The organism is Enterobacter cloacae complex sp. P18RS, assembly GCF_014982105.1.
Lineage (GTDB): Bacteria > Pseudomonadota > Gammaproteobacteria > Enterobacterales > Enterobacteriaceae > Enterobacter > Enterobacter hormaechei_C.
Map to the genome: position 1 here is coordinate 45,513 of NZ_JADCKV010000008.1, position 22,161 is coordinate 67,673.

Annotated in this window: 18 protein-coding genes and 1 pseudogene; 11 read left to right on the forward strand and 8 right to left on the reverse strand. The window is 56.7% G+C overall.

What is annotated here, in order from left to right; genetic code table 11:
* Positions 1-3: 3 nt before the first annotated feature.
* Positions 4-495, reverse strand: a complete 492-nt coding sequence (locus INF61_RS05825; RefSeq protein ID WP_193547613.1) for a PilN domain-containing protein — start codon at positions 493-495, stop codon at positions 4-6.
* The gene (gene pilM, locus INF61_RS05830) at positions 495-1,268 is read right to left on the reverse strand and encodes a pilus assembly protein PilM (protein ID WP_017384153.1); all 774 of its coding nucleotides are present in this window, start codon (positions 1,266-1,268) and stop codon (positions 495-497) included. Before pilM ends, INF61_RS05825 begins: the two co-directional genes overlap by 1 nt.
* A 120-nt stretch (positions 1,269-1,388) precedes the next feature.
* Here pilM and mrcA point away from each other — a divergent pair, with 120 nt between their 5' ends.
* Complete coding sequence (gene mrcA, locus INF61_RS05835) at positions 1,389-3,941, forward strand: peptidoglycan glycosyltransferase/peptidoglycan DD-transpeptidase MrcA (protein ID WP_017693864.1); 2,553 nt, start codon at positions 1,389-1,391, stop codon at positions 3,939-3,941.
* A gap of 94 nt (positions 3,942-4,035) precedes the next feature.
* Here the strand turns inward: mrcA and nudE are convergent, their stop codons facing one another.
* Positions 4,036-4,596 carry an ADP compounds hydrolase NudE gene (gene nudE, locus INF61_RS05840; protein ID WP_003861622.1) on the reverse strand — a complete coding sequence of 187 codons (561 nt, stop codon included), beginning with the start codon at positions 4,594-4,596 and terminating at the stop codon, positions 4,036-4,038.
* A 327-nt stretch (positions 4,597-4,923) separates the two neighbouring features.
* On the opposite strand from nudE, the gene INF61_RS05845 reads away from it, so the two are divergent.
* The 4 genes from INF61_RS05845 (at position 4,924) to hslO (ending at position 9,111) form a co-directional block, all read left to right on the forward strand.
* A complete protein-coding gene (locus INF61_RS05845) occupies positions 4,924-7,062 on the forward strand; it encodes an intracellular growth attenuator family protein (protein ID WP_017384151.1) in 2,139 nt (712 codons plus the stop codon).
* 64 nt (positions 7,063-7,126) lie between these two features.
* The gene (gene yrfG / locus INF61_RS05850; RefSeq protein ID WP_000550486.1) at positions 7,127-7,810 is read left to right on the forward strand and encodes a GMP/IMP nucleotidase; all 684 of its coding nucleotides are present in this window, start codon (positions 7,127-7,129) and stop codon (positions 7,808-7,810) included.
* Entirely contained in the window at positions 7,807-8,208 is a 402-nt protein-coding gene (hslR, locus tag INF61_RS05855) for a ribosome-associated heat shock protein Hsp15 (protein ID WP_003861618.1), read from the forward strand. Before yrfG ends, hslR begins: the two co-directional genes overlap by 4 nt.
* A 24-nt stretch (positions 8,209-8,232) precedes the next feature.
* A complete protein-coding gene (gene hslO, locus INF61_RS05860) occupies positions 8,233-9,111 on the forward strand; it encodes an Hsp33 family molecular chaperone HslO (RefSeq protein ID WP_023304550.1) in 879 nt (292 codons plus the stop codon).
* 122 nt (positions 9,112-9,233) lie between these two features.
* Here the strand turns inward: hslO and INF61_RS05865 are convergent.
* A pseudogene (locus INF61_RS05865) lies at positions 9,234-10,553 on the reverse strand (DUF4153 domain-containing protein); the annotation flags it as partial.
* 66 nt (positions 10,554-10,619) lie between these two features.
* The gene (locus INF61_RS22850; protein WP_227413454.1) at positions 10,620-10,991 is read right to left on the reverse strand and encodes a hypothetical protein; all 372 of its coding nucleotides are present in this window, start codon (positions 10,989-10,991) and stop codon (positions 10,620-10,622) included.
* Between the two features lie 376 nt (positions 10,992-11,367).
* Between INF61_RS22850 and pckA the strand changes: the two genes are divergently transcribed.
* Positions 11,368-12,984, forward strand: coding sequence for a phosphoenolpyruvate carboxykinase (ATP) (gene pckA, locus INF61_RS05870; protein WP_017693860.1), 1,617 nt, complete (start codon positions 11,368-11,370; stop codon positions 12,982-12,984).
* Between the two features lie 92 nt (positions 12,985-13,076).
* Here the strand turns inward: pckA and envZ are convergent, their stop codons facing one another.
* Both envZ and ompR read right to left on the reverse strand, forming a co-directional pair.
* A complete protein-coding gene (gene envZ / locus INF61_RS05875; RefSeq protein WP_003861615.1) occupies positions 13,077-14,423 on the reverse strand; it encodes a two-component system sensor histidine kinase EnvZ in 1,347 nt (448 codons plus the stop codon).
* Positions 14,420-15,139 carry a two-component system response regulator OmpR gene (ompR, locus tag INF61_RS05880; protein WP_001157751.1) on the reverse strand — a complete coding sequence of 240 codons (720 nt, stop codon included), beginning with the start codon at positions 15,137-15,139 and terminating at the stop codon, positions 14,420-14,422. Before ompR ends, envZ begins: the two co-directional genes overlap by 4 nt.
* Positions 15,140-15,367: 228 nt before the next feature.
* Here ompR and greB point away from each other — a divergent pair, with 228 nt between their 5' ends.
* From greB to feoC, 5 genes are all read left to right on the forward strand, one after another.
* Positions 15,368-15,841: a transcription elongation factor GreB gene (gene greB, locus INF61_RS05885; RefSeq protein WP_193547614.1), complete on the forward strand. Its 474-nt coding sequence runs from the start codon at positions 15,368-15,370 to the stop codon at positions 15,839-15,841.
* A gap of 87 nt (positions 15,842-15,928) precedes the next feature.
* On the forward strand, positions 15,929-18,259 hold the full coding sequence (locus INF61_RS05890; protein WP_015571440.1) for a Tex family protein: 2,331 nt from the start codon (positions 15,929-15,931) through the stop codon (positions 18,257-18,259).
* Positions 18,260-18,578: 319 nt separating this feature from the next.
* Positions 18,579-18,806, forward strand: coding sequence for a ferrous iron transporter A (feoA, locus tag INF61_RS05895; protein WP_015571441.1), 228 nt, complete (start codon positions 18,579-18,581; stop codon positions 18,804-18,806).
* 30 nt (positions 18,807-18,836) lie between these two features.
* Positions 18,837-21,155: a Fe(2+) transporter permease subunit FeoB gene (feoB, locus tag INF61_RS05900; protein WP_193547615.1), complete on the forward strand. Its 2,319-nt coding sequence runs from the start codon at positions 18,837-18,839 to the stop codon at positions 21,153-21,155.
* 11 nt (positions 21,156-21,166) lie between these two features.
* Positions 21,167-21,403, forward strand: coding sequence for a [Fe-S]-dependent transcriptional repressor FeoC (feoC, locus tag INF61_RS05905; RefSeq protein WP_017384148.1), 237 nt, complete (start codon positions 21,167-21,169; stop codon positions 21,401-21,403).
* On the opposite strand, the gene bioH is transcribed toward feoC, so the two are convergent.
* Complete coding sequence (gene bioH, locus INF61_RS05910; protein WP_039269602.1) at positions 21,378-22,160, reverse strand: pimeloyl-ACP methyl ester esterase BioH; 783 nt, start codon at positions 22,158-22,160, stop codon at positions 21,378-21,380. The two genes, feoC and bioH, sit on opposite strands and share 26 nt — an antisense overlap.
* Between the last annotated feature and the right edge of the window lies 1 nt (position 22,161).

Genomic DNA, 22,161 nt, shown 5'->3' on the forward strand with positions numbered 1-22,161 from the left:
GGGCTACCTCCGGCTGTGCAGTTGAAAAGAGAACATCCATCGTCCCTGGCTATCCTGTTGCAGTTCGTCTGCCGGTCCGGGGTTAAATCCCGTCACCCTTTTCAGCGCATCGGTCATGGCGGAGAGCGCTGGCAGTGAAGTGGTATAGCCGGTCAGGGTCAGCGAGGGTGGCTGATAACGCAGCGCCGTCAGCCACGCCTGCCGGGGCATTGCGCTGGCAAGGGACTCCAGCGCAGGTTGCCAGGCCGGATCGGACGGCGGCGAAGGGGTTTCCTGCCCCGCTGACTGCGGCTGACGGGCTTTCAATACCTTCTGCACCGCACGCGTCCCCGCCAGTTCGCTCTGCAACGCCTGTAACGCGAGAGTCTGCGTCGCCCGCAGGCTGATACCTCCCGCCAGCATCACCAGCAGTGAGCCGGCAAACAGCAGCCCCCAGAAACGCAGGCGCTGATTACGTTGCTGCCTACGCCAGGGTAAAAGATTGGGTATGCTCATTACGGCGCCTCGCTCATGGCCAGCGCCAGGGCGACGGTGTAATCAGCACCGCATTCCGGCAGCGGCGGCTGGCACAGCGTCACCGCTTCCCAGGGATCGCGGGCAGCATCAAACACGGCGATATCAGAAGGAGAAAGCGCAAGCAGCGCCGCCAGTTCATTCACCGTCGCCGCTTCTGTGGTGTAGCGCCGCCCCCACTGGTGACGCATCGCCCATAGCCACTGGTGTTGATCTCTCCAGGCGACGCACCGGGCGGGGGCAACAGCAGAGAGAAGATTAGCCAGCGCGCCGGCATCCGGGGCGATTGCTGCCAGACGCAAACGCAGCGCGTTCGCCAGCGTCAACAGGGTATCGACCTCTCTGTTTTGCGCTGCGGTAACCTGAAAAGTGTTGCTGAACGTATCCTGCGCGTAGTCAAAGCAGAGCGTATCGGCGGGCATCTCCAGCTCACGCGCTAATGCGGCGCCTACCCAGGTGAGCTGTTCGCTGTCACGCAAGGTAACGGATGGACGGGGCAACGCGCGTTGCAGAACGCGCGTCGCCGGAAATGAGAGAAATACCCGATGCGAGTGCGGCAATGTTTTCCGCCAGCCACGTAATGCGTTAACCAGCTGTTCTGGCTTAAGTATTTTGCCTTCCCCGATAACGCCGTCCGACAGCGGTACCGCCCACCAGCGCCGTAAACGCCAACCGGCCCGCTCTCTGGTCAGCGCTACCGCAACCACCTTATCCTGTTGAATATGAACGCCTGTTTGCCACGTTTTAAAAGCCATGCTTCACGATCTCCTTATCGCCCGTCGGAGTGACGGCTATATCAATGAATCAGGCTTGCCTTTATACTACCGCGCGATTGTTTAGAAACTGCCCAGGCTAAACCAAATGGGAAATCTCCGGTGAAGTTCGTAAAGTATTTATTGATCCTTGCAGTCTGTTGCATTCTGCTGGGAGCAGGCTCGATTATTGGTTTGTACAAATATGTCGAGCCACAACTCCCTGATGTCGCCACGCTTCGTGATGTGCGGCTTCAGATCCCTATGCAGGTCTATAGCGCCGATGGTGAACTGATGGCGCAATACGGCGAGAAACGTCGTATCCCTCTGACCTTAAATCAAATTCCACCCGTGATGGTGAAGGCTTTTATCGCCACCGAGGACAGCCGTTTTTACGAGCACCACGGTGTCGATCCGGTCGGTATTTTCCGTGCGGCAAGCGTGGCGCTGTTCTCCGGTCATGCCTCTCAGGGGGCAAGTACCATTACCCAGCAGCTGGCGCGTAACTTCTTCCTCAGCCCGGAAAAGACGCTGATGCGTAAGATCAAAGAGGTGTTCCTCGCGATCCGCATTGAGCAACTGCTGAGCAAAGACGAGATCCTTGAGCTTTACCTCAACAAGATCTATCTGGGCTACCGCGCCTATGGCGTAGGGGCTGCGGCTCAGGTCTATTTTGGTAAGCCGATCGATCAGCTCACGCTGAGCGAAATGGCGACCATTGCCGGCCTGCCAAAAGCGCCATCCACGTTTAACCCGCTCTACTCGCTGGACCGCGCCACCGCGCGCCGTAACGTGGTGCTGTCGCGTATGTTGAGCGAAGGCTATATCAGCCAGTCTGAGTACGATAAGGCGCGCAGCGACGTTATTGACGCCAATTACCATGCGCCGGAAATTGCTTTCTCTGCACCGTATCTCACTGAAATGGTTCGCCAGGAGATGGTGAGTCGCTACGGTGATAAAGCGTATGAAGATGGTTATCGCGTCTATACCACCGTGACCCGCAAGGTGCAGCAGGCTGCCCAGCAGGCGGTGCGTAATAACGTGATGGATTACGATATGCGTCACGGCTATCGCGGCCCGTCCAACGTGCTGTGGAAAGTGGGTGAAGGCGCATGGGACAGTAAAAAAATCACGGATTCCCTGAAAGCGCTGCCGACCTATGGCCCGCTGCGTCCGGCGGTCGTCACCCAGGCCGATCCACAGGAAGCAGTGGCGATGATGGCCGATGGCACATCCGTTTCGCTGCGCATGGAGGGTGTCCGCTGGGCGCGTCCATACCGTTCTGACACCCTTCAGGGGCCTACGCCACGTAAAGTGACCGATGTCGTACAAACCGGACAACAAATCTGGGTGCGTCAGGTCGGTGATGCCTGGTGGCTGGCGCAGGTGCCGGACGTAAACTCTGCGCTGGTCTCCATCAATCCGCAGAACGGCGCCGTGATGGCGCTGGTTGGCGGGTTCGATTTCAACCAGAGCAAATTTAACCGCGCGACCCAGGCGCTGCGTCAGGTTGGTTCGAACATCAAACCGTTCCTGTATACCGCGGCGATGGATAAGGGGCTGACTCTCGCCAGCATTCTCAACGACGTGCCAATTTCCCGCTGGGATGCCGGTGCGGGCTCTGACTGGCAGCCGAAGAACTCTCCGGCGCAATACGCTGGCCCTATCCGTCTGCGCCAGGGCCTTGGCCAGTCGAAGAACGTGGTCATGGTTCGCGCGATGCGTGCGATGGGCGTGGATTATGCGGCAGAGTATCTGCAACGCTTTGGCTTCCCGGCGCAAAACATCGTTCATACTGAATCTCTGGCGCTCGGCTCCGCGTCCTTTACGCCGCTCCAGGTTGCGCGAGGCTACTCGGTGATGGCGAACGGCGGCTTCCTGGTCGATCCGTATTTCATCAGCAAAATAGAGAACGATCAGGGCGGCGTACTGTTTGAAGCGAAACCGAAAATTGCCTGCCCTGAATGCGATATTCCGGTGATTTACGGCGACACGCCAAAATCCAATGTCCTGGAAAACAAGGATATGGAAGATGTGGCGATCTCTCAGGAACGTCAGAATCTGGCGGTGCCGCAGCCGCAGCTGGAACAGGCCAATCAGGCGCTGGTCGCCCAGAGTGGCGCGCAGGAGTATGCCCCGCACGTGATCAGCACGCCGCTGTCGTTCCTGATTAAGAGCGCACTGAACACCAACATCTTTGGTGAACCGGGCTGGCAAGGCACCGGCTGGCGAGCGGGCCGCGATTTGCAGCGCCACGACATCGGCGGAAAAACCGGGACAACCAACAGTTCAAAAGATGCCTGGTTCTCAGGTTATGGCCCGGGGGTTGTCACCTCCGTCTGGATTGGTTTTGACGATCACCGCCGCGATCTGGGGCGCACGACCGCCTCTGGCGCGATTAAAGATCAGATTTCCGGTTACGAAGGCGGCGCGAAGAGTGCGCAACCTGCCTGGGATGCATACATGAAGGCCGTTCTCGAGGGCGTACCAGAGCAGCCGCTAACACCTCCACCGGGCGTGGTGACGGTGAATATCGACCGCAGTACCGGACAGCTCGCGAATGGCGGTAACAGCCGTGCCGAGTATTTCATCGAGGGCACTCAGCCAACCACGCAGGCAGTGCATGAGGTGGGTACGGAATTGATTGATAACGGCGAAACGCACGAGCTGTTCTGACGCCAACAAAAAAGCCGGGTGGCGACTACGCCTGACCCGGCCTACAACGTCAATGCAAAACGGCAACCTTCGGTTGCCGTTTTTAATGTTGGCGCTACAAACGCCCCTGTCCCTTCAGCCACTCCCGCACCAGGAACAGTGCGCTCACGTTGCGCGCCTCGTTAAAGTCAGGATCTTCCAGCAAATCCATCAGATGAGCCAGCGGCCAGCGAACCTGCGGTAGCGGTTCCGGCTCGTCTCCTTCCAGCGATTCAGGATAGAGATCTTCCGCGACAACGATGTTCATTTTGCTGGAGAAATAGGACGGTGCCATGCTCAGCTTTTTCAGGAACGTCAGCTCTTTCGCGCCAAAACCGACCTCTTCTTTCAGCTCCCGGTTTGCCGCTTCAAACACCGTTTCGCCCGGGTCGATCAGTCCTTTGGAGAAGCCCAGCTCGTAGGATTCTGTGCCAACGGCGTATTCACGAATGAGGATCAGGTGCTCGTCGACGATGGGCACAATCATCACCGCTTCACGCGAGGAGGGGCGCATACGCTCATAAACACGACGCACACCGTTGCTGAACTCCAGATCCACGCTTTCGACATTAAACAGACGCGATTTCGCGACGGTTTCAACATTCAGAATGGTGGGCTTTTGTAAGGGTTTGGTCATCTTGACGGGTCTTTGCTGGGTGAACTGGCTTTATTGTGCGATACGCCGCACGGTTTCGGCAATGTCAATTGCTCTTTATTTACATTTATGCAACGTAACTGTAGGCGATTCTCATTTCAAAACAAATGTCAAGAGGTTGAAATGTTTCCAGGAATTTGCTGATATCGCGCCGGAACAGGCTTTGTTATCATTACCGGTCACTGGGATGCGCGTCAACATGCTCAAGTTAGACTCCATACTTGCCGATAGCCGACCACAGAATCTCATTCATTGTACAAAAGGTGCGACTGACAACACCTGTAAGAAGATAAGTAAGATGGGGAAAGCATGAGCACCATTTTGATTTTTCTCGCTGCTGTGCTGGCCTGCGCGTCGATTGCGGTGTGGGTATTCAGGCGCCGCGTACATCGCCGTTATCGGCTGCCCTTTTTGAACGCGTTTGCCGGGGCAAACACGCGCAAGCTTTCGCCAGAGGAACGCAGCACCGTTGAGCAGTATCTCGACACGCTGAATCGATCCCGGCTTTCGCCTGGCCCTACCGGCGCCAGCGCCGCCCCCGTATCGCTCAACCTGAACGCCCAAAGTGACACCGTTCTGTGCGTAACGCGCTCCATTACCCGCTACGGCATTACAACCGACGATCCCAACAAGTGGCGTTACTATCTCGACTCTGTTGAAGTGCACCTGCCTCCCTTCTGGGAGCAGTATATTAACGACGAAAACAGCGTCGAGCTCATCCATACCGATACGCTGCCGCTGGTTATCTCCCTCAATGGTCATACTCTGAGCGAATATGTTCAGGAAGCGCCACGCTTTGCGCTGGAACGCGCAAGCGGAACGCAGGCCTCTATTCGCGGTGAAGAGACTGAGCAGATCGAACTGCTGAACATCCGCCAGGAGACGCATGAAGAGTACGTCCTGAGCCGCCCGGATGGCATTCGCGAAGCGGTGTTGATTGTCGCCTCGTTCCTGCTCTTTTTCATCTGCCTGCTGACGCCGGACGTGTTTGTTCCGTGGCTCGCGGGTGGCGCAGTACTGCTTCTGGCCGCCGGGCTGTGGGGCATATTTGCTCCGCCGGCAAAAACGTCATTACGCGAAATTCACTGCCTGCGCGGAACCCCAAAACGCTGGGGACTGTTCGGTGAGAACGATCAGGAACATATCAACAATATCTCGCTCGGGATCATCGATCTTATCTATCCGCGCCACTGGCAGCCGTGGATTGCGCAGGACCTTGGCCACAAAACGGATATTGATATCTATCTCGACCGCCACGTTGTACGCCAGGGGCGCTACTTATCCCTGCACGACGAAGTGAAAAACTTCCCGCTTCAGCACTGGCTCCGCAGCGCGGTGATTGCCGGTGGTGCCGCGTTAATCTTCGTCATGCTGCTGCTCTTCGTGCCGCTGGATATGCCGATTAAATTTACCCTGTCGTGGATCAAAGGGGCGCAAACTGTGGAAGCCACCAGCGTACAGCAGCTCGAAGAAGCGGGTGTACGCGTGGGGGATACGTTGCGCCTCAAAGGCACCGGGATGTGTAATATCCACACGCCGGGCGCCTGGAACACGCGCCAGAACTCGCCGTTCGCGCCGTTCGACTGCTCTCAGATCATCTGGAATGACGCCTCTCCGCTGCCGCTGCCGGAATCGGATGTGGTCAACAAGGCCACTGCGCTCACCCAGACGATTAATCGCCAGCTCCATCCTAAACCGGATGATGATTCTCGCGTCAGCCCTGCCCTGCGTTCGGCTATTCAGAAGTCGGGCATGGTACTGCTGGATGACTTTGGCGAAATCGTCCTGAAAACAGAGGATCTCTGTTCCGCCCAGGATGACTGTATCCGGCTCAAGAACGCGCTGGTCAACCTCGGCAACAGCAAAGACTGGGACGCGCTGGTGAAACGCGCCGAAGCGGGACGCCTGGACGGTGTGAACGTGCTTCTGCGTCCGGTCAGCGCCGAGTCGCTGGATAACCTGGTGGCGACCTCTACCGCCCCCTTCGTGATGCGTGAAACCACCCGTGCCGCCCAGGCGCTTAACAGCCCGGCGCCCGGCGGTTTTGTGATTGCCAGCGATGAAGGCAGCGACCTGGTGGATCAACCTTATCCGCAGGTTTCGCTGTATGACTATCCTGCCCAGGAGCAGTGGAGCGAATTCCAGCGTCTGGCGCAGATGCTGATGCAGACGCCATTCAGCGCGGAAGGGATCGTCACCACCCTCTTTACCGACGCCAACGGCACGCGTCATATTGGCCTGCACCGTATGCCGGATAGCGCTGGCCTGTGGCGCTATATAGGGACATCCCTGCTGCTGATTGCAATGCTGGCGTGCATTGTCTGGAACGGTTATCAGGCCGTACGCCGCTATCAGCGTTCCCGCACGCGGCTGGCAGAAATCCAGGCCTACTACGAAAATTGCCTTAACCCGAAACTGATCTCCTCTTCCGAGAGCCTGATCGGATAACGTCCCTGCGCGACAAGTTGTGCTACCCTGTCGCGCACGTTTCTTCTGGCTGGAGTTCCCCCTTATGCATCTTAATATCGACTGGCAGGCGGTCGATACCGTCCTGCTTGATATGGACGGCACGCTGCTTGATCTCGCCTTTGATAACTATTTCTGGCAAAAGCTGGTCCCGGAAACATACGGTGAACAGCAGGGGATCTCCCCGGCGGAAGCGCAGGAATTCATTCGTTCGCAATATAGCGCGGTGCAGCATACGCTAAACTGGTACTGTCTTGACTACTGGAGCGAGCGACTCGGTTTGGATATTTGTGCCATGACCACCGCCCAGGGCGCACGCGCTGTACTGCGCGATGATACGGTCCCGTTCCTGGATGCGCTGAAAGCCTGCGGTAAGCGCCGCATTTTGCTGACGAATGCGCATCCCCATAACCTGGCCGTGAAGCTGGAACATACCGGTCTTGCTTCACACCTTGATTTATTGCTTTCCACCCACACATTTGGTTATCCGAAAGAGGATCAGCGGTTGTGGCATGCCGTGGTGGAAGAGACCGGTTTACAGCCGGAACGCACGCTGTTTATTGACGACAGCGAGCCGATTCTGGATTCTGCGGCCGCTTTTGGCATTCGCTATTGTCTGGGCGTGACTAATCCGGATTCCGGCCTGGCTGAAAAAAGCTATCTGCGACATCCGGGGCTGAACGACTATCGCCGGATGATCCCCTCACTCACCGTGAAGGAGACGCCATGAAAGAAAAACCCTCTGATGGGGTAAGACTGGATAAATGGCTGTGGGCCGCCCGTTTTTACAAAACGCGCGCCCTTGCCCGTGAAATGGTTGATGGCGGAAAGGTGCATTACAACGGTCAGCGCAGCAAACCGAGCAAGCTGGTTGAACTGAATGCCACGCTAACGCTTCGCCAGGGCAACGATGAGAAAACGGTGGTGGTGAAAGCCATTACCGAGCAGCGGCGGCCCGCAACCGAAGCCGTTTTGCTGTATGAAGAGACGGCCGAAAGCATAGAGAAGCGCGAGAAAACCGCGCTGGCGCGCAAGATGAATGCGCTGACCATGCCTCACCCGGACCGGCGACCGGATAAAAAAGAGCGCCGCGATCTGATGAAATTTAAACACGGTGAGAGCGAGTAACCCTCACCTGCACGAGAGATGAAAATGGCCCAACACGACCAATTACACCGCTATCTGTTTGAACAATTCGCCGTGCGCGGCGAGCTGGTCACCGTATCCGAAACCTGGAAACAGATTCTGGAAAACCACAACTACCCGCTGCCGGTGAAAACCCTGTTGGGCGAACTGCTGGTTGCCACCAGCCTGCTGACCGCCACGCTGAAGTTCGCTGGCGATATTACCGTTCAGTTGCAGGGTGATGGCCCGATGTCGCTGGCGGTGATCAACGGCAATAACCAGCAGCAGATGCGCGGCGTGGCGCGCGTTCAGGGCGATATCCCTGAAAATGCGGATCTGAAAACGCTGGTCGGAAATGGCTATCTGGTTATCACGATCTCGCCTGAAGAGGGTGAGCGCTATCAGGGCGTTGTCGGTCTGGAAGGCGACACGCTTGCCGCCTGCCTGGAAGATTACTTCATGCGTTCCGAACAGCTGCCAACCCGCCTGTTCATCCGCACCGGTGAAGTGGATGGTCAGCCTGCTGCCGGTGGTATGCTGCTTCAGGTTCTGCCTGCGCAGGATGCGCAGACCAATGATTTCGAGCATCTGGCAACGTTGACGGAAACCATCAAAGCGGAAGAGTTGTTCACCCTGTCGGCGACCGACGTGCTGTGGCGTCTGTACCACGAAGAAGAAGTGACGGTTTACGATCCGCAGGATGTGGAATTTAAGTGCACCTGCTCTCGCGAGCGTTGTGCTGGCGCCCTGAAAACGCTGCCGGATGAAGAGATCGACAGCATCATGGCGGAAGACGGTGAGATCGATATGCACTGTGATTACTGCGGTACGCACTACGTGTTCAATTCCATGGATATCGCGGAGATCCGCAATAACGCCTCTCCAGCGGACCCGCAGGTTCACTAAGCTCTGAGCCTGTTGCCCGGCGGCGCTATGCTTGCACGGGCCTACAATGAATTGTGCAATTTTTTAATATGATTGCTAATTGTAGGCCGGGTAAGCGTAGCGCCACCCGGCAAGAAAAAGCACTAACGCCACTGCGCATTATTGTAACTGTCGTAGCTCATATCGACACGCTCCCCAAAAATCTTAATATCCGCCCAGGGCTTCACGACAGATTTCACTTTCCTCTGCCTTAATGCGCGGTCAAGTTCTTCTCTGGTCAACGCCTCCGGCATTTTCCACGCGTCCCCGGCGATCCTCCAGCCCGTGTTGGTTTGTGTGTAAGCCACGATCCTGCGATCGGTAAATTGAAATAGCACGGCTTCCGGCTTGCCGTCGCTGTTAAGATCCAGCGGAATGAGTAAACAGTTTCTCTGGGCGCTATCGCAGCTCTCAAAGCGATACTGATTGCTGAGCATGGCTCGCCACAATGCCTTATCTGGACGGGCCATTCCCGGTGCGAGCTGGATCTGTTTTTCCAGCATCGCGGCGGTCATCTTACCTGCTCCGCCAGCGTTCCCGGAGAGAAGTCCATTTATTTCACGCTGGCGTTTTGGGTTTGAGATAAACTGTGGATCATTTTGCAGCATTTGCATCGCCTCTCGCCCCTTTCGTCCGGTATTGCTGAGCATATACAGGCTTACCTGGTCTGCGTTTATTCTGCCATCCTGATAACGCGCCATATGGCTTTCAACGCTGATACGCCAGGGATCAAGCACCGGTGTATAGACCAACACCAGGAAGATCAGCGCCAGTAATCCGGTAGCCGGAGTGATATGAGCCTGGAGCCTTTGTGGATCCCGACGGTAAAAAAGTACGCTAAGACAGAATCCTACCGTCCAGACCAGCGCCACTATCGTAATCAGCACACCGTACAGACGCTCCGGTGACCAGCCATACTGTGCGATGCGCAGCCAGAGCGCCCAGCCCGCCAGGACGGGATACGCAGGAGCGATAATCACGGCAAGATGAATCATTCCTCGCAGGGGAGAGAAGTAAGGCAGCTTTTGACGTTGTGGGTGCCATACGACAGTCACCAGCAATAACAGCAACAGCGCCAGCGTCGTCAGTAAGCCCGCAGCCGAGATCCGTGCTGAAACAGCCTCTAAGCCAACGAAGGGCAATATGCCTATAAAGAGCAGCGCCAGCGCAGCCATCAGTGGAAGCAAACCTGTCGCGATAAGCGTAAGGAGATTTTGCAATGCCAGAATCAGCCGAACCTGCATACGCGCAAGTACTGCCGCGCTGGCTGAAACCACGCCAATCGCCACTGAAATAAACCAGTCAGAATTAAAGAAAAGCCGATCAAAAAAAGAGATGCCAATGAGTTTAAAAAGCTCAGCCCAGAGGAAAAGCACCAGCCAGAACAGCCCATTCGAGACAAAAACAAGAAGAAATGTCAGCGCGTTATGCCAGTTTTTATCGTTGAAATCGCGGTAGAAAGCGTCCGTCGGTGCGGTCTCAAGGCGTCGCTAAAGCCATGGCAACAGGAGAAGCGTCATCAGGAGCAGATGAAAACCGAAAAGGAGCACCGCATTTCTGGTATCCCAGTTGTCCAGCCCCGCAACGCTCCACTTAAGCCAGCCGCCCATCCCCGCGACTGCCGCGCCAATTATCCCGAGTGACAGCCACAAAAATGGCTTTCTGAATGACGTCATGGCAAGCGACAACGTGGTTGTCATTACCACGGTGGCAGGTACTACACACATCAGCCACAGCGTATCCGATGGCAATTTTGCGTACTCGATATACCACGTGATTACATAGCAAATTACGCCCTGTAAAGCCCCCGCCAGCACGACGGCTACGCGCGTTGAAGGGGATAACGCCTCACGGTTTTCCATTTCTCATCCCTTGTTCATGAAAAATCTATTGTCTCATCAAAGGAAAACTCTGGCCCCCACCTCAAACTCTGAAAATAGCTGACCCAAGAGACCTGAATCGTTTTCCCAATGTAACCCTTACGTAATTTTCTTACATGTATGCGATTACATTCACATTCTTCTGGATAAATTCACCAGAGATTAACCTTTTAAGAACATTTTCCCCATCCAAAAAGCGATTCCTGCGATAATCTGCCCGCCCTGTGACTGGAGTCGCAGCGTTTTCCGTTAGTAAGGGTTTTGACCAGATACGTAAATCTATGAGCCCCGTCGCGGTTAACATCCCCAGAAAAACCCTACAATTTCAGGCAGTACATATTGGCTAAGGAGCAGTGATATGCGTGTTAATGGTTTAACCCCGCAAGATCTCAAGGCTTATGGTATTCACGACGTCCAGGAAGTGGTCTACAACCCCGATTACGATACGCTGTATCAGGAAGAGCTCAATCCGGCACTGGAAGGATACGAGCGCGGTGTGTTGACGAACCTGGGTGCTATCGCCGTCGATACGGGTATTTTTACCGGTCGTTCGCCTAAAGATAAGTATATCGTCCGAGACGACACCACCCGCGATACGCTGTGGTGGGCTGATAAGGGCAAAGGGAAGAACGATAACAAACCGCTCTCCCCGGAAACCTGGCAGCATCTGAAAGGACTTGTCACCCATCAGCTTTCCGGCAAGCGTCTGTTTATTATTGATGCGTTCTGCGGCGCTAACGCCGACACCCGTCTCTCCGTACGGTTCATTACTGAAGTGGCCTGGCAGGCGCATTTCGTGAAGAACATGTTCATTCGTCCGACCGATGAAGAACTGCAAGACTTCACCCCTGACTTTATCGTGATGAACGGCGCGAAATGCACCAACCCGCAGTGGAAAGAGCAGGGTCTTAATTCCGAAAACTTTATCGCCTTCAACCTGACCGAGCGTATCCAGCTGATCGGCGGTACCTGGTACGGCGGCGAAATGAAGAAAGGGATGTTCTCGGTCATGAACTACCTGCTGCCGCTGCGCGGTATCGCCTCCATGCACTGCTCGGCGAACGTCGGGGAAAAAGGCGATGTAGCAGTGTTCTTCGGCCTTTCCGGCACCGGTAAAACAACGCTGTCCACCGATCCAAAACGTCGTCTGATTGGCGACGATGAACACGGCTGGGATGATGACGGCGTGTTTAACTTTGAAGGCGGCTGCTACGCGAAGACCATTCGCCTGTCGGAAGAGGCAGAGCCGGATATCTACCACGCGATTCGCCGCGATGCGCTGCTGGAAAACGTCACCGTGCGTGCCGATGGTTCTATCGACTTCGACGATGCCTCGAAAACGGAAAACACCCGCGTCTCTTACCCGATCTACCACATCGAGAACATCGTCAAGCCGGTATCGAAGGCGGGTCATGCCACGAAGGTGATTTTCCTGACCGCGGATGCGTTCGGCGTGCTGCCACCGGTTTCCCGCCTGACCGCCAGCCAGACGCAGTACCATTTCCTCTCCGGCTTTACCGCTAAACTGGCGGGTACCGAGCGCGGTGTGACCGAGCCAACCCCAACCTTCTCCGCCTGCTTCGGCGCGGCGTTCCTGTCGCTGCACCCAACGCAGTACGCGGAAGTGCTGGTGAAACGCATGCAGGCATCCGGCGCCCAGGCGTACCTGGTGAACACCGGCTGGAACGGTACGGGCAAACGTATCTCCATCAAAGATACACGCGCCATCATCGACGCGATTCTGGATGGTTCGCTGGATAACGCCGAGACCTTTACGCTGCCGATGTTCGATCTGGCGATCCCAACAGAGCTGCCGGGCGTGGATACGCGTATCCTGGATCCGCGTAACACCTACGGTTCACCGGAACAGTGGCGTGAGAAGGCTGAATCGCTGGCGAAACTGTTTATCGAAAACTTCGAGAAGTATACCGACACACCGGCCGGTGCTGCGCTGGTGAGTGCGGGACCAAGGTAAAAGCAAAAAGGCAACGAAAGTTGCCTTTTTTATTGTTTTCTCCCTCTCCCCGTGGGAGAGGGCCGGGGTGAGGGCATCAGGCCCCCCCTTTTTTAACTCTCTTTCACCTGCCCCCGTAAAACCGGCACCGGTAACCACGCACGAATGCTCAAACCGCCCCGCTCGCTGGTGCCAATTTCCAGCAGTCCGTTATGGTTATCAACTATACGCTGCACAATCGCCAGGCCTAAGCCGGTTCCGCTGGTGCTGCGCGCGCTGTCACCGCGCACAAATGGCTGGAACAGGTGCTTACGCTGCTCAGGCTTGATGCCCGGGCCATCGTCTTCCACCTGGAACCAGGCGCGGTTGAGTTCCGTACCGCTGCTGACTTTGATCCAGCCGTTGCCGTAGCGCGCCGCGTTGACCACCATATTCGCCACCGCGCGTTTAATGGAGAGCGGGTGCATACGTACCTGAATCTCGCCTGCCTGAAGGTCGGTCGCAATTTCACGTTCGTAGCCGCTTTCGGCAGCAACCACTTCGCCCAGAACTGCGTTCAGATCCGCCATCTCCATCGGCATCTCCTGCCCGGTGCGCAGGTAGTCGATAAACTGCTCGATGATGGCGTTACACTCTTCGATATCCTTGTTGATGGACTCTGCAAGATAACCATCCTGCTCGCCCATCATCTCTGTTGCCAGCCGGATACGCGTCAGCGGGGTGCGAAGGTCATGGCTGACCCCCGCCATCAGCAGCGTACGGTCGTCCGCCAGCTGTTTAACGCCTGCCGCCATGTGGTTAAACGCACGCGTTACCGAGCGCACTTCCGATGCGCCATACTCACGCAGCGGCGGTGGGATAATACCTTTACCGACCTGCAATGCCGCATGCTCCAGGTCGACTAGCGGTCGGTTCTGGATACGAATAAACAGCCATGCGCCGCCGATGGCCAGCAGCATGATCGCCAGGGTGTATCGGAACAGCGGCGAGAAGTCGCCCTGATGAATCTCGGTGAGCGGAACGCGCACCCAGATGTTGGGTGACAGCCAGGTTTTCAGCCAGACAACCGGCGAGCTTTTATTGACCTCAACGCGCACTTCCGTCGGGCCGCCAAGCTGCTGCGCCATCTGCTGGCTAAGGAATTCATAGTGCTGCGCCCAGCGCAGGCCGGCATCTTCCGCCGCTTCGTTCGAGTAGAGAGAAATGCCCAGCTCACGGTAGATTTCCCGACGGAACGCCGGGGGAACAACCAACTGCGTGCCGTCCTCCAGTTGCAGTTTGTCGGTCATCAGCATACGCACTTCGTATGCCAGCACCTTATTAAACTGCTGAAGGCTCGGCAGGATTGCAAAGTTCAGCACCACCAGGTAGGTCGTCACCAGGCTGACAAACAGCAGGGTGACGATCAATAACAGCGTGCGGGCAAACGAACTTCGCGGCGAGAAGCGCATTCGCCTCATGCTTTAGAGCCGTCCGGGACAAACACGTAGCCCAGACCCCACACGGTCTGAATATAACGAGGATGCGCCGGATCTTCTTCCACCATACGGCGCAGACGAGAGATCTGCACGTCGATAGAACGCTCCATCGCGGAGTATTCACGACCACGCGCCAGGTTCATCAGCTTGTCACGGGAGAGCGGCTCACGCGGGTGACTGACCAGCGCTTTCAGCACCGCGAACTCGCCGCTGGTGAGCGGCATTGGCTCATCTTCACGGAACATTTCACGGGTGCCGAGGTTCAGCTTGAACTTACCGAATGCAATGACGGCCTCTTCCTGAGACGGCGCGCCCGGCAGCTCGTTCGCCTGACGACGCAGCACGGCGCGAATACGCGCCAGCAGTTCACGCGGGTTGAACGGCTTTGGAATGTAGTCATCAGCGCCGATCTCAAGGCCGACGATACGGTCAACTTCTTCACCCTTCGCCGTCACCATGATGATCGGCATCGGGTTGCTCTGGCTGCGCAGACGGCGGCAAATAGAGAGCCCGTCTTCGCCAGGCAGCATCAGGTCCAACACCATCAGGTGGAAGGATTCACGCGTCAGCAGACGATCCATCTGTTCCGCGTTCGCGACGCTACGAACCTGGAAGCCCTGCTCGGTCAGATAACGTTCCAGCAGCGCACGCAGGCGCATGTCGTCATCTACGACCAGAATTTTGTAGTTCTCTTGCATTGTGTGTACTCCCAAAGGTTCGGATAAGCCTGGAACAGCGTATTCTAAAAAAGTGCACGGGTTCGACCAGCAAATTCTGGTATAAATTCTAGACGAAATTGTTACAAAGCATATTTAACAGCAGCTTATCTGTTCATTTCATCACATAAATCATTATTAATCTTGTCTGTTACACTGTGCGCTACGTATTGTGCGCAAAGACAGTTAACCGGCATTAAAGGCTGCACCATGAAAACGCCTCTGATCACCCGTGAAGGGTACGAGAAACTCAAAAAAGAGATGGATTACCTGTGGCGCGAAGAGCGTCCGGAAGTGACCAAAAAAGTCACCTGGGCAGCAAGCCTGGGCGACCGCAGCGAGAATGCGGACTACCAGTACAATAAAAAGCGGCTGCGCGAAATCGATCGCCGGGTACGCTACCTGACGAAGTGCCTCGAGAATCTCAAAATTGTCGATTACTCCCCGCAGCAGGAAGGTAAGGTGTTCTTCGGCGCGTGGGTCGAAATTGAAAACGACAGCGGCGACACCCTGCGTTTTCGTATCGTCGGCTATGATGAAATTTTCGGTCGTAAGGATTACATTTCTATCGATTCACCCATGGCCCGCGCCCTGCTGAAAAAAGAGGTAGGCGATTTAGCCGTTGTCCAGACGCCCGCAGGTGAAGCAAGCTGGTACGTCAACGAAATCGTGTATGTTAAATAGTCCGAGAGCGCCCTCCCCGGCTGGCATTTTTTGATGTCAGCCCGTATAACTATCCCCCTGATTTTCGATCCACAAGATGAACTGACCATGATGAAAGAGTCGCTCTGCCGCATTATTGCGGGTGAACTTCAGGCCAGAGCCGAACAGGTAGAAGCTGCCGTTCGCCTGCTTGATGAAGGGAACACCGTGCCGTTTATTGCACGTTATCGTAAGGAAGTCACCGGCGGTCTGGATGACACGCAGCTGCGAAACCTGGAGACCCGTCTGGGCTATCTTCGCGAGCTGGAAGACCGACGTCAGGCGATCCTCAAATCTATCGGCGAGCAGGGCAAGCTGACCAGTGACCTGGAAAAAGCCATTAACGGTACCCTGAGTAAAACCGAGCTCGAAGACCTCTATCTGCCGTACAAACCGAAGCGCCGCACGCGCGGGCAGATTGCGATCGAAGCCGGCCTTGAGCCACTGGCCGATCTGCTGTGGAACGAGCCGTCTCACGATCCGGAAACCGAAGCCGCCAAATTTATCGACGCCGATAAAGGCGTAGCGGACACCAAAGCCGCGCTGGACGGCGCGCGCTATATTCTGATGGAGCGCTTCGCCGAAGACGCGGCGCTGCTGGCCAAAGTGCGTGATTACCTGTGGAAGAACGCGCATATCGTCTCCACCGTGGTGTCCGGCAAAGAGGAAGAAGGCGCGAAATTCCGCGACTACTTCGATCACCACGAACCCATTTCTACCGCGCCGTCTCACCGCGCGCTGGCGATGTTCCGCGGCCGTAACGAAGGCGTGCTGCAACTCTCCCTGAATGCCGATCCGCAGTTTGACGAGCCGCCAAAAGAGAGTCACTGCGAGCAGATCATTATCGACCATCTGGGTCTGCGCCTGAACAACGCCCCGGCGGACAGCTGGCGCAAAGGCGTGGTGAGCTGGACCTGGCGCATCAAGGTTCTGATGCACCTCGAAACCGAGCTGATGGGCACCGTGCGCGAGCGCGCCGAAGACGAAGCGATCAACGTCTTCGCCCGTAACCTGCACGACCTGCTGATGGCGGCGCCAGCTGGCCTGCGCGCCACCATGGGTCTCGATCCGGGTCTGCGTACCGGCGTGAAGGTGGCTGTGGTTGACGGCACCGGCAAGCTGGTTGCCACCGACACCATTTACCCGCACACCGGTCAGGCAGCGAAAGCGGCTGTCGTCGTCGCCGCGCTGTGCGAGAAGTACAACGTTGAGCTGGTTGCCATCGGTAACGGTACGGCGTCCCGCGAAACCGAACGTTTCTATCTCGACGTGCAGAAGCAGTTCCCGAAAGTGACGGCGCAGAAAGTGATCGTCAGCGAAGCGGGGGCATCGGTCTACTCCGCCTCTGAGCTGGCAGCGCAGGAGTTCCCGGATCTGGACGTTTCCCTGCGCGGTGCGGTCTCTATCGCCCGTCGTTTGCAGGATCCGCTGGCGGAGCTGGTGAAGATTGACCCGAAATCCATCGGCGTGGGCCAGTATCAGCACGACGTGAGCCAGACGCAGCTGGCGCGCAAGCTGGATGCGGTAGTGGAAGACTGTGTTAACGCCGTCGGCGTGGACCTGAACACCGCTTCCGTTCCCCTGCTGACCCGCGTGGCGGGCCTGACCCGTATGATGGCGCAGAATATCGTCGCCTGGCGTGATGAGAACGGTCAGTTCCAGAACCGCCAGCAGCTGCTGAAGGTGAGCCGTCTGGGGCCAAAAGCATTTGAGCAGTGCGCGGGCTTCCTGCGCATCAATCACGGCGATAACCCGCTGGATGCCTCTACCGTTCACCCGGAAGCCTATCCAGTTGTCGAGCGTATCCTGGCCGCCACCCGGCAGGCGCTGAAAGACCTGATGGGCGACAGCAGCGCGCTGCGTAACCTGAAAGCGGTGGATTTCACCGACGAACAGTTCGGCGTGCCGACGGTCACCGACATCATCAAAGAGCTGGAAAAACCGGGCCGCGATCCGCGCCCTGAGTTTAAAACCGCGACCTTTGCTGAGGGCGTAGAAACCATGAACGACCTGCTGCCGGGCATGGTGCTGGAGGGGGCGGTAACCAACGTCACCAACTTTGGCGCGTTTGTGGATATCGGCGTACATCAGGATGGTCTGGTGCATATCTCTTCCCTCGCCGACAAGTTCGTTGAAGATCCGCACACCGTGGTCAAAGCGGGCGACATCGTGAAGGTGAAAGTGCTGGAAGTGGATCTCCAGCGCAAGCGTATTGCCCTGACCATGCGTCTGGACGAGCAGCCGGGCGACACTAACGCGCGCCGTGGCGGTAATGGCGGTGGCCGTGAACAGCAGCGTCCGGCAGCGAAAGCCGCGAAGCCACGCGGACGTGACGCACAGCCGGCGGGCAACAGCGCGATGATGGATGCGCTGGCAGCGGCGATGGGTAAGAAACGCTAATGCTGTAAATGCCCGGTGGCGCGACGCTTACCGGGCCTACGGTTTTGTAGGCCGGGCAAACGCAGTGCCGCCCGGCAAGCAGGCCGCAGGGAATTAAAATAAATATGTTGTATCCATATTTAAACCACGAATTATCACCTCATTAACAAATAGCCCTCTTTTTATTTTCACCTCAATTTCGAAAATATTGAGCAAGGTCAAGCAGACCGCAAATTAATACGATTAACAACATCCCGTCACATTTTTATTATTGCTGATAAAAACTATTCTCATTATCATCGCAGTGTAGATTATTTAACCTATCGTGGAATCAGGCGCTATGCAATTCACTCCAGACAGTGCGTGGAAAATTATCGGTTTTACCCGTGAGATAAGCCCGGCCTATCGGCAGAAGCTCCTGTCACTGGGCATGCTACCCGGCTCATCATTCCAGGTTGTGCGCGTTGCGCCGTTGGGCGATCCAGTTCATATCGAAACCCGACGCGTTAATCTGGTTCTGCGTAAAAAAGATCTCGCATTAATTGAAATTGAATCTTTATCCCGTTAACAAGCCAGCGGTTTCAGTGAGTCTACTACAATGAAAAAATTAACTATTGGCTTAATTGGCAATCCTAATTCCGGCAAGACAACCTTATTTAATCAGTTAACTGGCGCACGCCAGCGTGTGGGAAATTGGGCAGGCGTGACGGTGGAACGCAAAGAAGGCCAGTTCACCACGACAGATAATCAGGTCACGCTGGTTGATTTACCGGGGACCTATTCCCTCACCACGATTTCATCCCAGACCTCTCTCGATGAGCAAATTGCCTGCCACTATATTCTGAGCGGCGACGCAGATCTGCTTATCAACGTGGTGGATGCCTCTAACCTCGAACGAAATCTGTATCTCACGTTACAGCTGCTGGAGCTGGGTATTCCCTGCATCGTGGCGCTTAACATGCTCGACATCGCGGAGAAGCAAAAGCTGCGCATCGACGTCGATGCCCTCTCCGCCCGTCTGGGCTGCCCGGTGGTTCCGCTGGTTTCCACCCGCGCTCGCGGCATTGACGCCCTGAAGCTGGCGATTGACCGCCACACGGGCAATGCCGACGTCGAACTGGTGCACTACGCCCAGCCGCTGCTGCGCGAAGCCGGGCAGCTGGCGCAGGAGATGGATAACAGCATGCCCGCCAGACAACGTCTGTGGCTTGGCCTGCAAATGCTGGAAGGCGATATCTACAGCCGCGCCTACGCAGGCGATGCGGCGGATAAGCTGGATGTCGCACAGGCTCGCCTTAGCGACGAGCTGGATGACCCGGCCCTGCACATTGCGGATGCGCGCTATCAGGCCATCGCCGCTATCTGTGACGTGGTCAGCAATGCATTAACCGCTGAACCCAGCCGCTTCACCGCCGCCGTGGATAAGATTGTGCTCAACCGCTTCCTCGGTTTGCCGATCTTTTTACTGGTGATGTATGTGATGTTCCTGCTCGCCATTAACATCGGCGGTGCATTACAACCTATCTTTGATGGCGGCTCTGTCGCTATCTTCGTGCACGGTATTCAGTGGCTGGGCTACACCCTCCACTTCCCGGAATGGTTGACCATCTTCCTTGCGCAGGGGATCGGCGGCGGGATCAATACCGTCCTGCCGCTGGTGCCGCAGATCGGCATGATGTACCTGTTCCTCTCCTTCCTTGAGGATTCCGGTTACATGGCGCGCGCCGCCTTCGTGATGGACCGCCTGATGCAGGCGCTGGGGCTGCCGGGCAAATCCTTCGTGCCGCTGATTGTCGGCTTTGGCTGTAACGTGCCGTCAGTCATGGGCGCGCGTACGCTGGATGCCCCGCGCGAACGCCTGATGACCATCATGATGGCGCCGTTCATGTCCTGCGGCGCGCGGCTGGCGATCTTCGCGGTCTTTGCCGCGGCGTTCTTTGGTCAGGAAGGAGCGCTGGCCGTCTTCTCCCTGTATGTGCTGGGTATCGTGATGGCTATTCTCACCGGCCTGATGCTGAAGCACACCATCATGCGTGGCGAAGCGTCGCCGTTCGTGATGGAACTGCCGGTTTATCACGTTCCGCATCTGAAAAGCCTGATTATTCAGACATGGCAGCGCCTGAAGGGCTTCGTTCTGCGCGCCGGTAAGGTGATTGTGGTGGTCAGCATTTTCCTGAGCGCCCTGAACAGCTTCACTCTGAGCGGCCAGGCCGCGGACAACATTAATGACTCTGCCCTGGCCTCCGTCAGCCGGATCATTACGCCGGTCTTCAAACCGATTGGCGTTCAGGAAGACAACTGGCAGGCAACCGTGGGCCTGTTCACCGGCGCGATGGCAAAAGAGGTGGTTGTCGGCACCCTGAACACGCTTTACACCGCGGAAAACATCCAGGAAGAGGAGTTTAATCCGGCAGCGTTCAACCTCGGCGATGAACTGCTTGGCGCGGTGGAAGAAACCTGGCAGAGCCTGAAAGACACCTTCAGCCTGAGCGTACTGGCGAACCCGATTGAAGCCAGCAAAGGCGACGGCGAAATGGCGACCGGAGCAATGGGCGTGATGGGCCAGAAATTTGGCAGCGCGTCGGCGGCCTACAGCTACCTGATCTTCGTCCTGCTCTATATTCCGTGCATCTCGGTCTTGGGCGCCATTGCCCGTGAGTCCAGCCGCGGCTGGATGGGCTTCTCCATTCTGTGGGGGCTGAACATTGCCTACTCGCTGGCGACCGTGTTTTATCAGGCCGTCAATTACAGCCAGCATCCGCGCTACAGCCTGGTCTGTATCCTCGCGGTGATCCTGTTTAACGTGATGGTGATTGGCCTGCTGCGCCGGGCGCGTAGCCGCGTTGACGTTAACCTGCTGGCAACGCGCAAAACCCCGACGACCTGCTGTAGCAGCCCTGCGGGCGACTGTCACTAAGGGGAAGAAAGATGGCATCGTTGATTCAGGTTCGTGACTTACTGGCGTTACAGGGGCGAATGGAGGCGAAGCAGCTCAGCCTCAGCCTGCATACGCCGCAGCCGATGATCGATGCCATGCTGGAAAGGCTGGAGGCCATGGGGAAAGCCGTGCGCATTCAGGAAGAGCCGGACGGTTGTCTGTCCGGCAGTTGTAAGAGTTGTCCTGAAGGTAAAGCCTGTCTCAGGGAGTGGTGGACGCTTCGCTGATAAAACCGGACAGCGCCGAACAAAACTCAGCAGGATGAGAGATGAACGGCGCATGTGCCGCTTTGGCAACCACCATTGATTTACTCTCCGGCCACAGCGCATCCAGCAGCGGAACCACCTTGCGCGGAACCAGTCCATCCAGATAGCCATAAATACGCAGATGCGGCACCGTTAACGACGCCAGCGGCTCGCGCAGATCGGCCGTTTTCAGGATTTCCAGCCCTCCGTTCAGCACCTCAACCTCCGGCATCGGCAGAGAAAGCACCGTCTGCTTCAGCGTCCGCGCATCCTGACGGGCGGTTTCTGTTCCCATCGTCTGTAATGCCAGGAAACGCTCCACCGTCCGCTGGAAGTCTTCGCTCAGCTGATGCTGGAACCCGGCCAGCACCTCAGGTTTGATGCCCGGCCACGCCTCGCGGGCGCTGAAACAGGGTGATGAGGCAACGGTGATCAGCGCCTGGACCCGTTCAGGATGGCGCAGCGCAATCTGGCTTGCCACCAGCCCGCCCAGGCTCCAGCCGAGCCAGACGGCTTTTTGCGGCGTCGCCTCCAGAACCTGCTCCGCCATGTCGTCGAGCGTCATCGCGCCGTAGCCGTGGCTGCGGCCATAGCCCGGTAGATCCACCAGGTGTACCGTGAATTGCGAGGCCAGTTCCTCACTTATGCAACGCCACACTTCGGCGTTCAGTCCCCATCCGTGCAGCAGCACAAGATGACAATTTCCCGTCCCAACGGTCTGCCACCACAGCGTCTTCATC

What these genes read in the sequence shown, in the direction of transcription:
- INF61_RS05825 (WP_193547613.1), bottom strand. Translation starts at nt 495, where the DNA reads ATGAGCATACCCAATCTTTTACCCTGGCGTAGGCAGCAACGTAATCAG.
- pilM (WP_017384153.1), bottom strand. Translation starts at nt 1,268, where the DNA reads ATGGCTTTTAAAACGTGGCAAACAGGCGTTCATATTCAACAGGATAAG.
- nudE (WP_003861622.1), bottom strand. Translation starts at nt 4,596, where the DNA reads ATGACCAAACCCTTACAAAAGCCCACCATTCTGAATGTTGAAACCGTC.
- INF61_RS05845 (WP_017384151.1), top strand. Translation starts at nt 4,924, where the DNA reads ATGAGCACCATTTTGATTTTTCTCGCTGCTGTGCTGGCCTGCGCGTCG.
- yrfG (WP_000550486.1), top strand. Translation starts at nt 7,127, where the DNA reads ATGCATCTTAATATCGACTGGCAGGCGGTCGATACCGTCCTGCTTGAT.
- hslR (WP_003861618.1), top strand. Translation starts at nt 7,807, where the DNA reads ATGAAAGAAAAACCCTCTGATGGGGTAAGACTGGATAAATGGCTGTGG.
- hslO (WP_023304550.1), top strand. Translation starts at nt 8,233, where the DNA reads ATGGCCCAACACGACCAATTACACCGCTATCTGTTTGAACAATTCGCC.
- INF61_RS22850 (WP_227413454.1), bottom strand. Translation starts at nt 10,991, where the DNA reads ATGGAAAACCGTGAGGCGTTATCCCCTTCAACGCGCGTAGCCGTCGTG.
- pckA (WP_017693860.1), top strand. Translation starts at nt 11,368, where the DNA reads ATGCGTGTTAATGGTTTAACCCCGCAAGATCTCAAGGCTTATGGTATT.
- envZ (WP_003861615.1), bottom strand. Translation starts at nt 14,423, where the DNA reads ATGAGGCGAATGCGCTTCTCGCCGCGAAGTTCGTTTGCCCGCACGCTG.
- ompR (WP_001157751.1), bottom strand. Translation starts at nt 15,139, where the DNA reads ATGCAAGAGAACTACAAAATTCTGGTCGTAGATGACGACATGCGCCTG.
- greB (WP_193547614.1), top strand. Translation starts at nt 15,368, where the DNA reads ATGAAAACGCCTCTGATCACCCGTGAAGGGTACGAGAAACTCAAAAAA.
- INF61_RS05890 (WP_015571440.1), top strand. Translation starts at nt 15,929, where the DNA reads ATGATGAAAGAGTCGCTCTGCCGCATTATTGCGGGTGAACTTCAGGCC.
- feoA (WP_015571441.1), top strand. Translation starts at nt 18,579, where the DNA reads ATGCAATTCACTCCAGACAGTGCGTGGAAAATTATCGGTTTTACCCGT.
- feoB (WP_193547615.1), top strand. Translation starts at nt 18,837, where the DNA reads ATGAAAAAATTAACTATTGGCTTAATTGGCAATCCTAATTCCGGCAAG.
- feoC (WP_017384148.1), top strand. Translation starts at nt 21,167, where the DNA reads ATGGCATCGTTGATTCAGGTTCGTGACTTACTGGCGTTACAGGGGCGA.
- bioH (WP_039269602.1), bottom strand. Translation starts at nt 22,160, where the DNA reads ATGAAGACGCTGTGGTGGCAGACCGTTGGGACGGGAAATTGTCATCTT.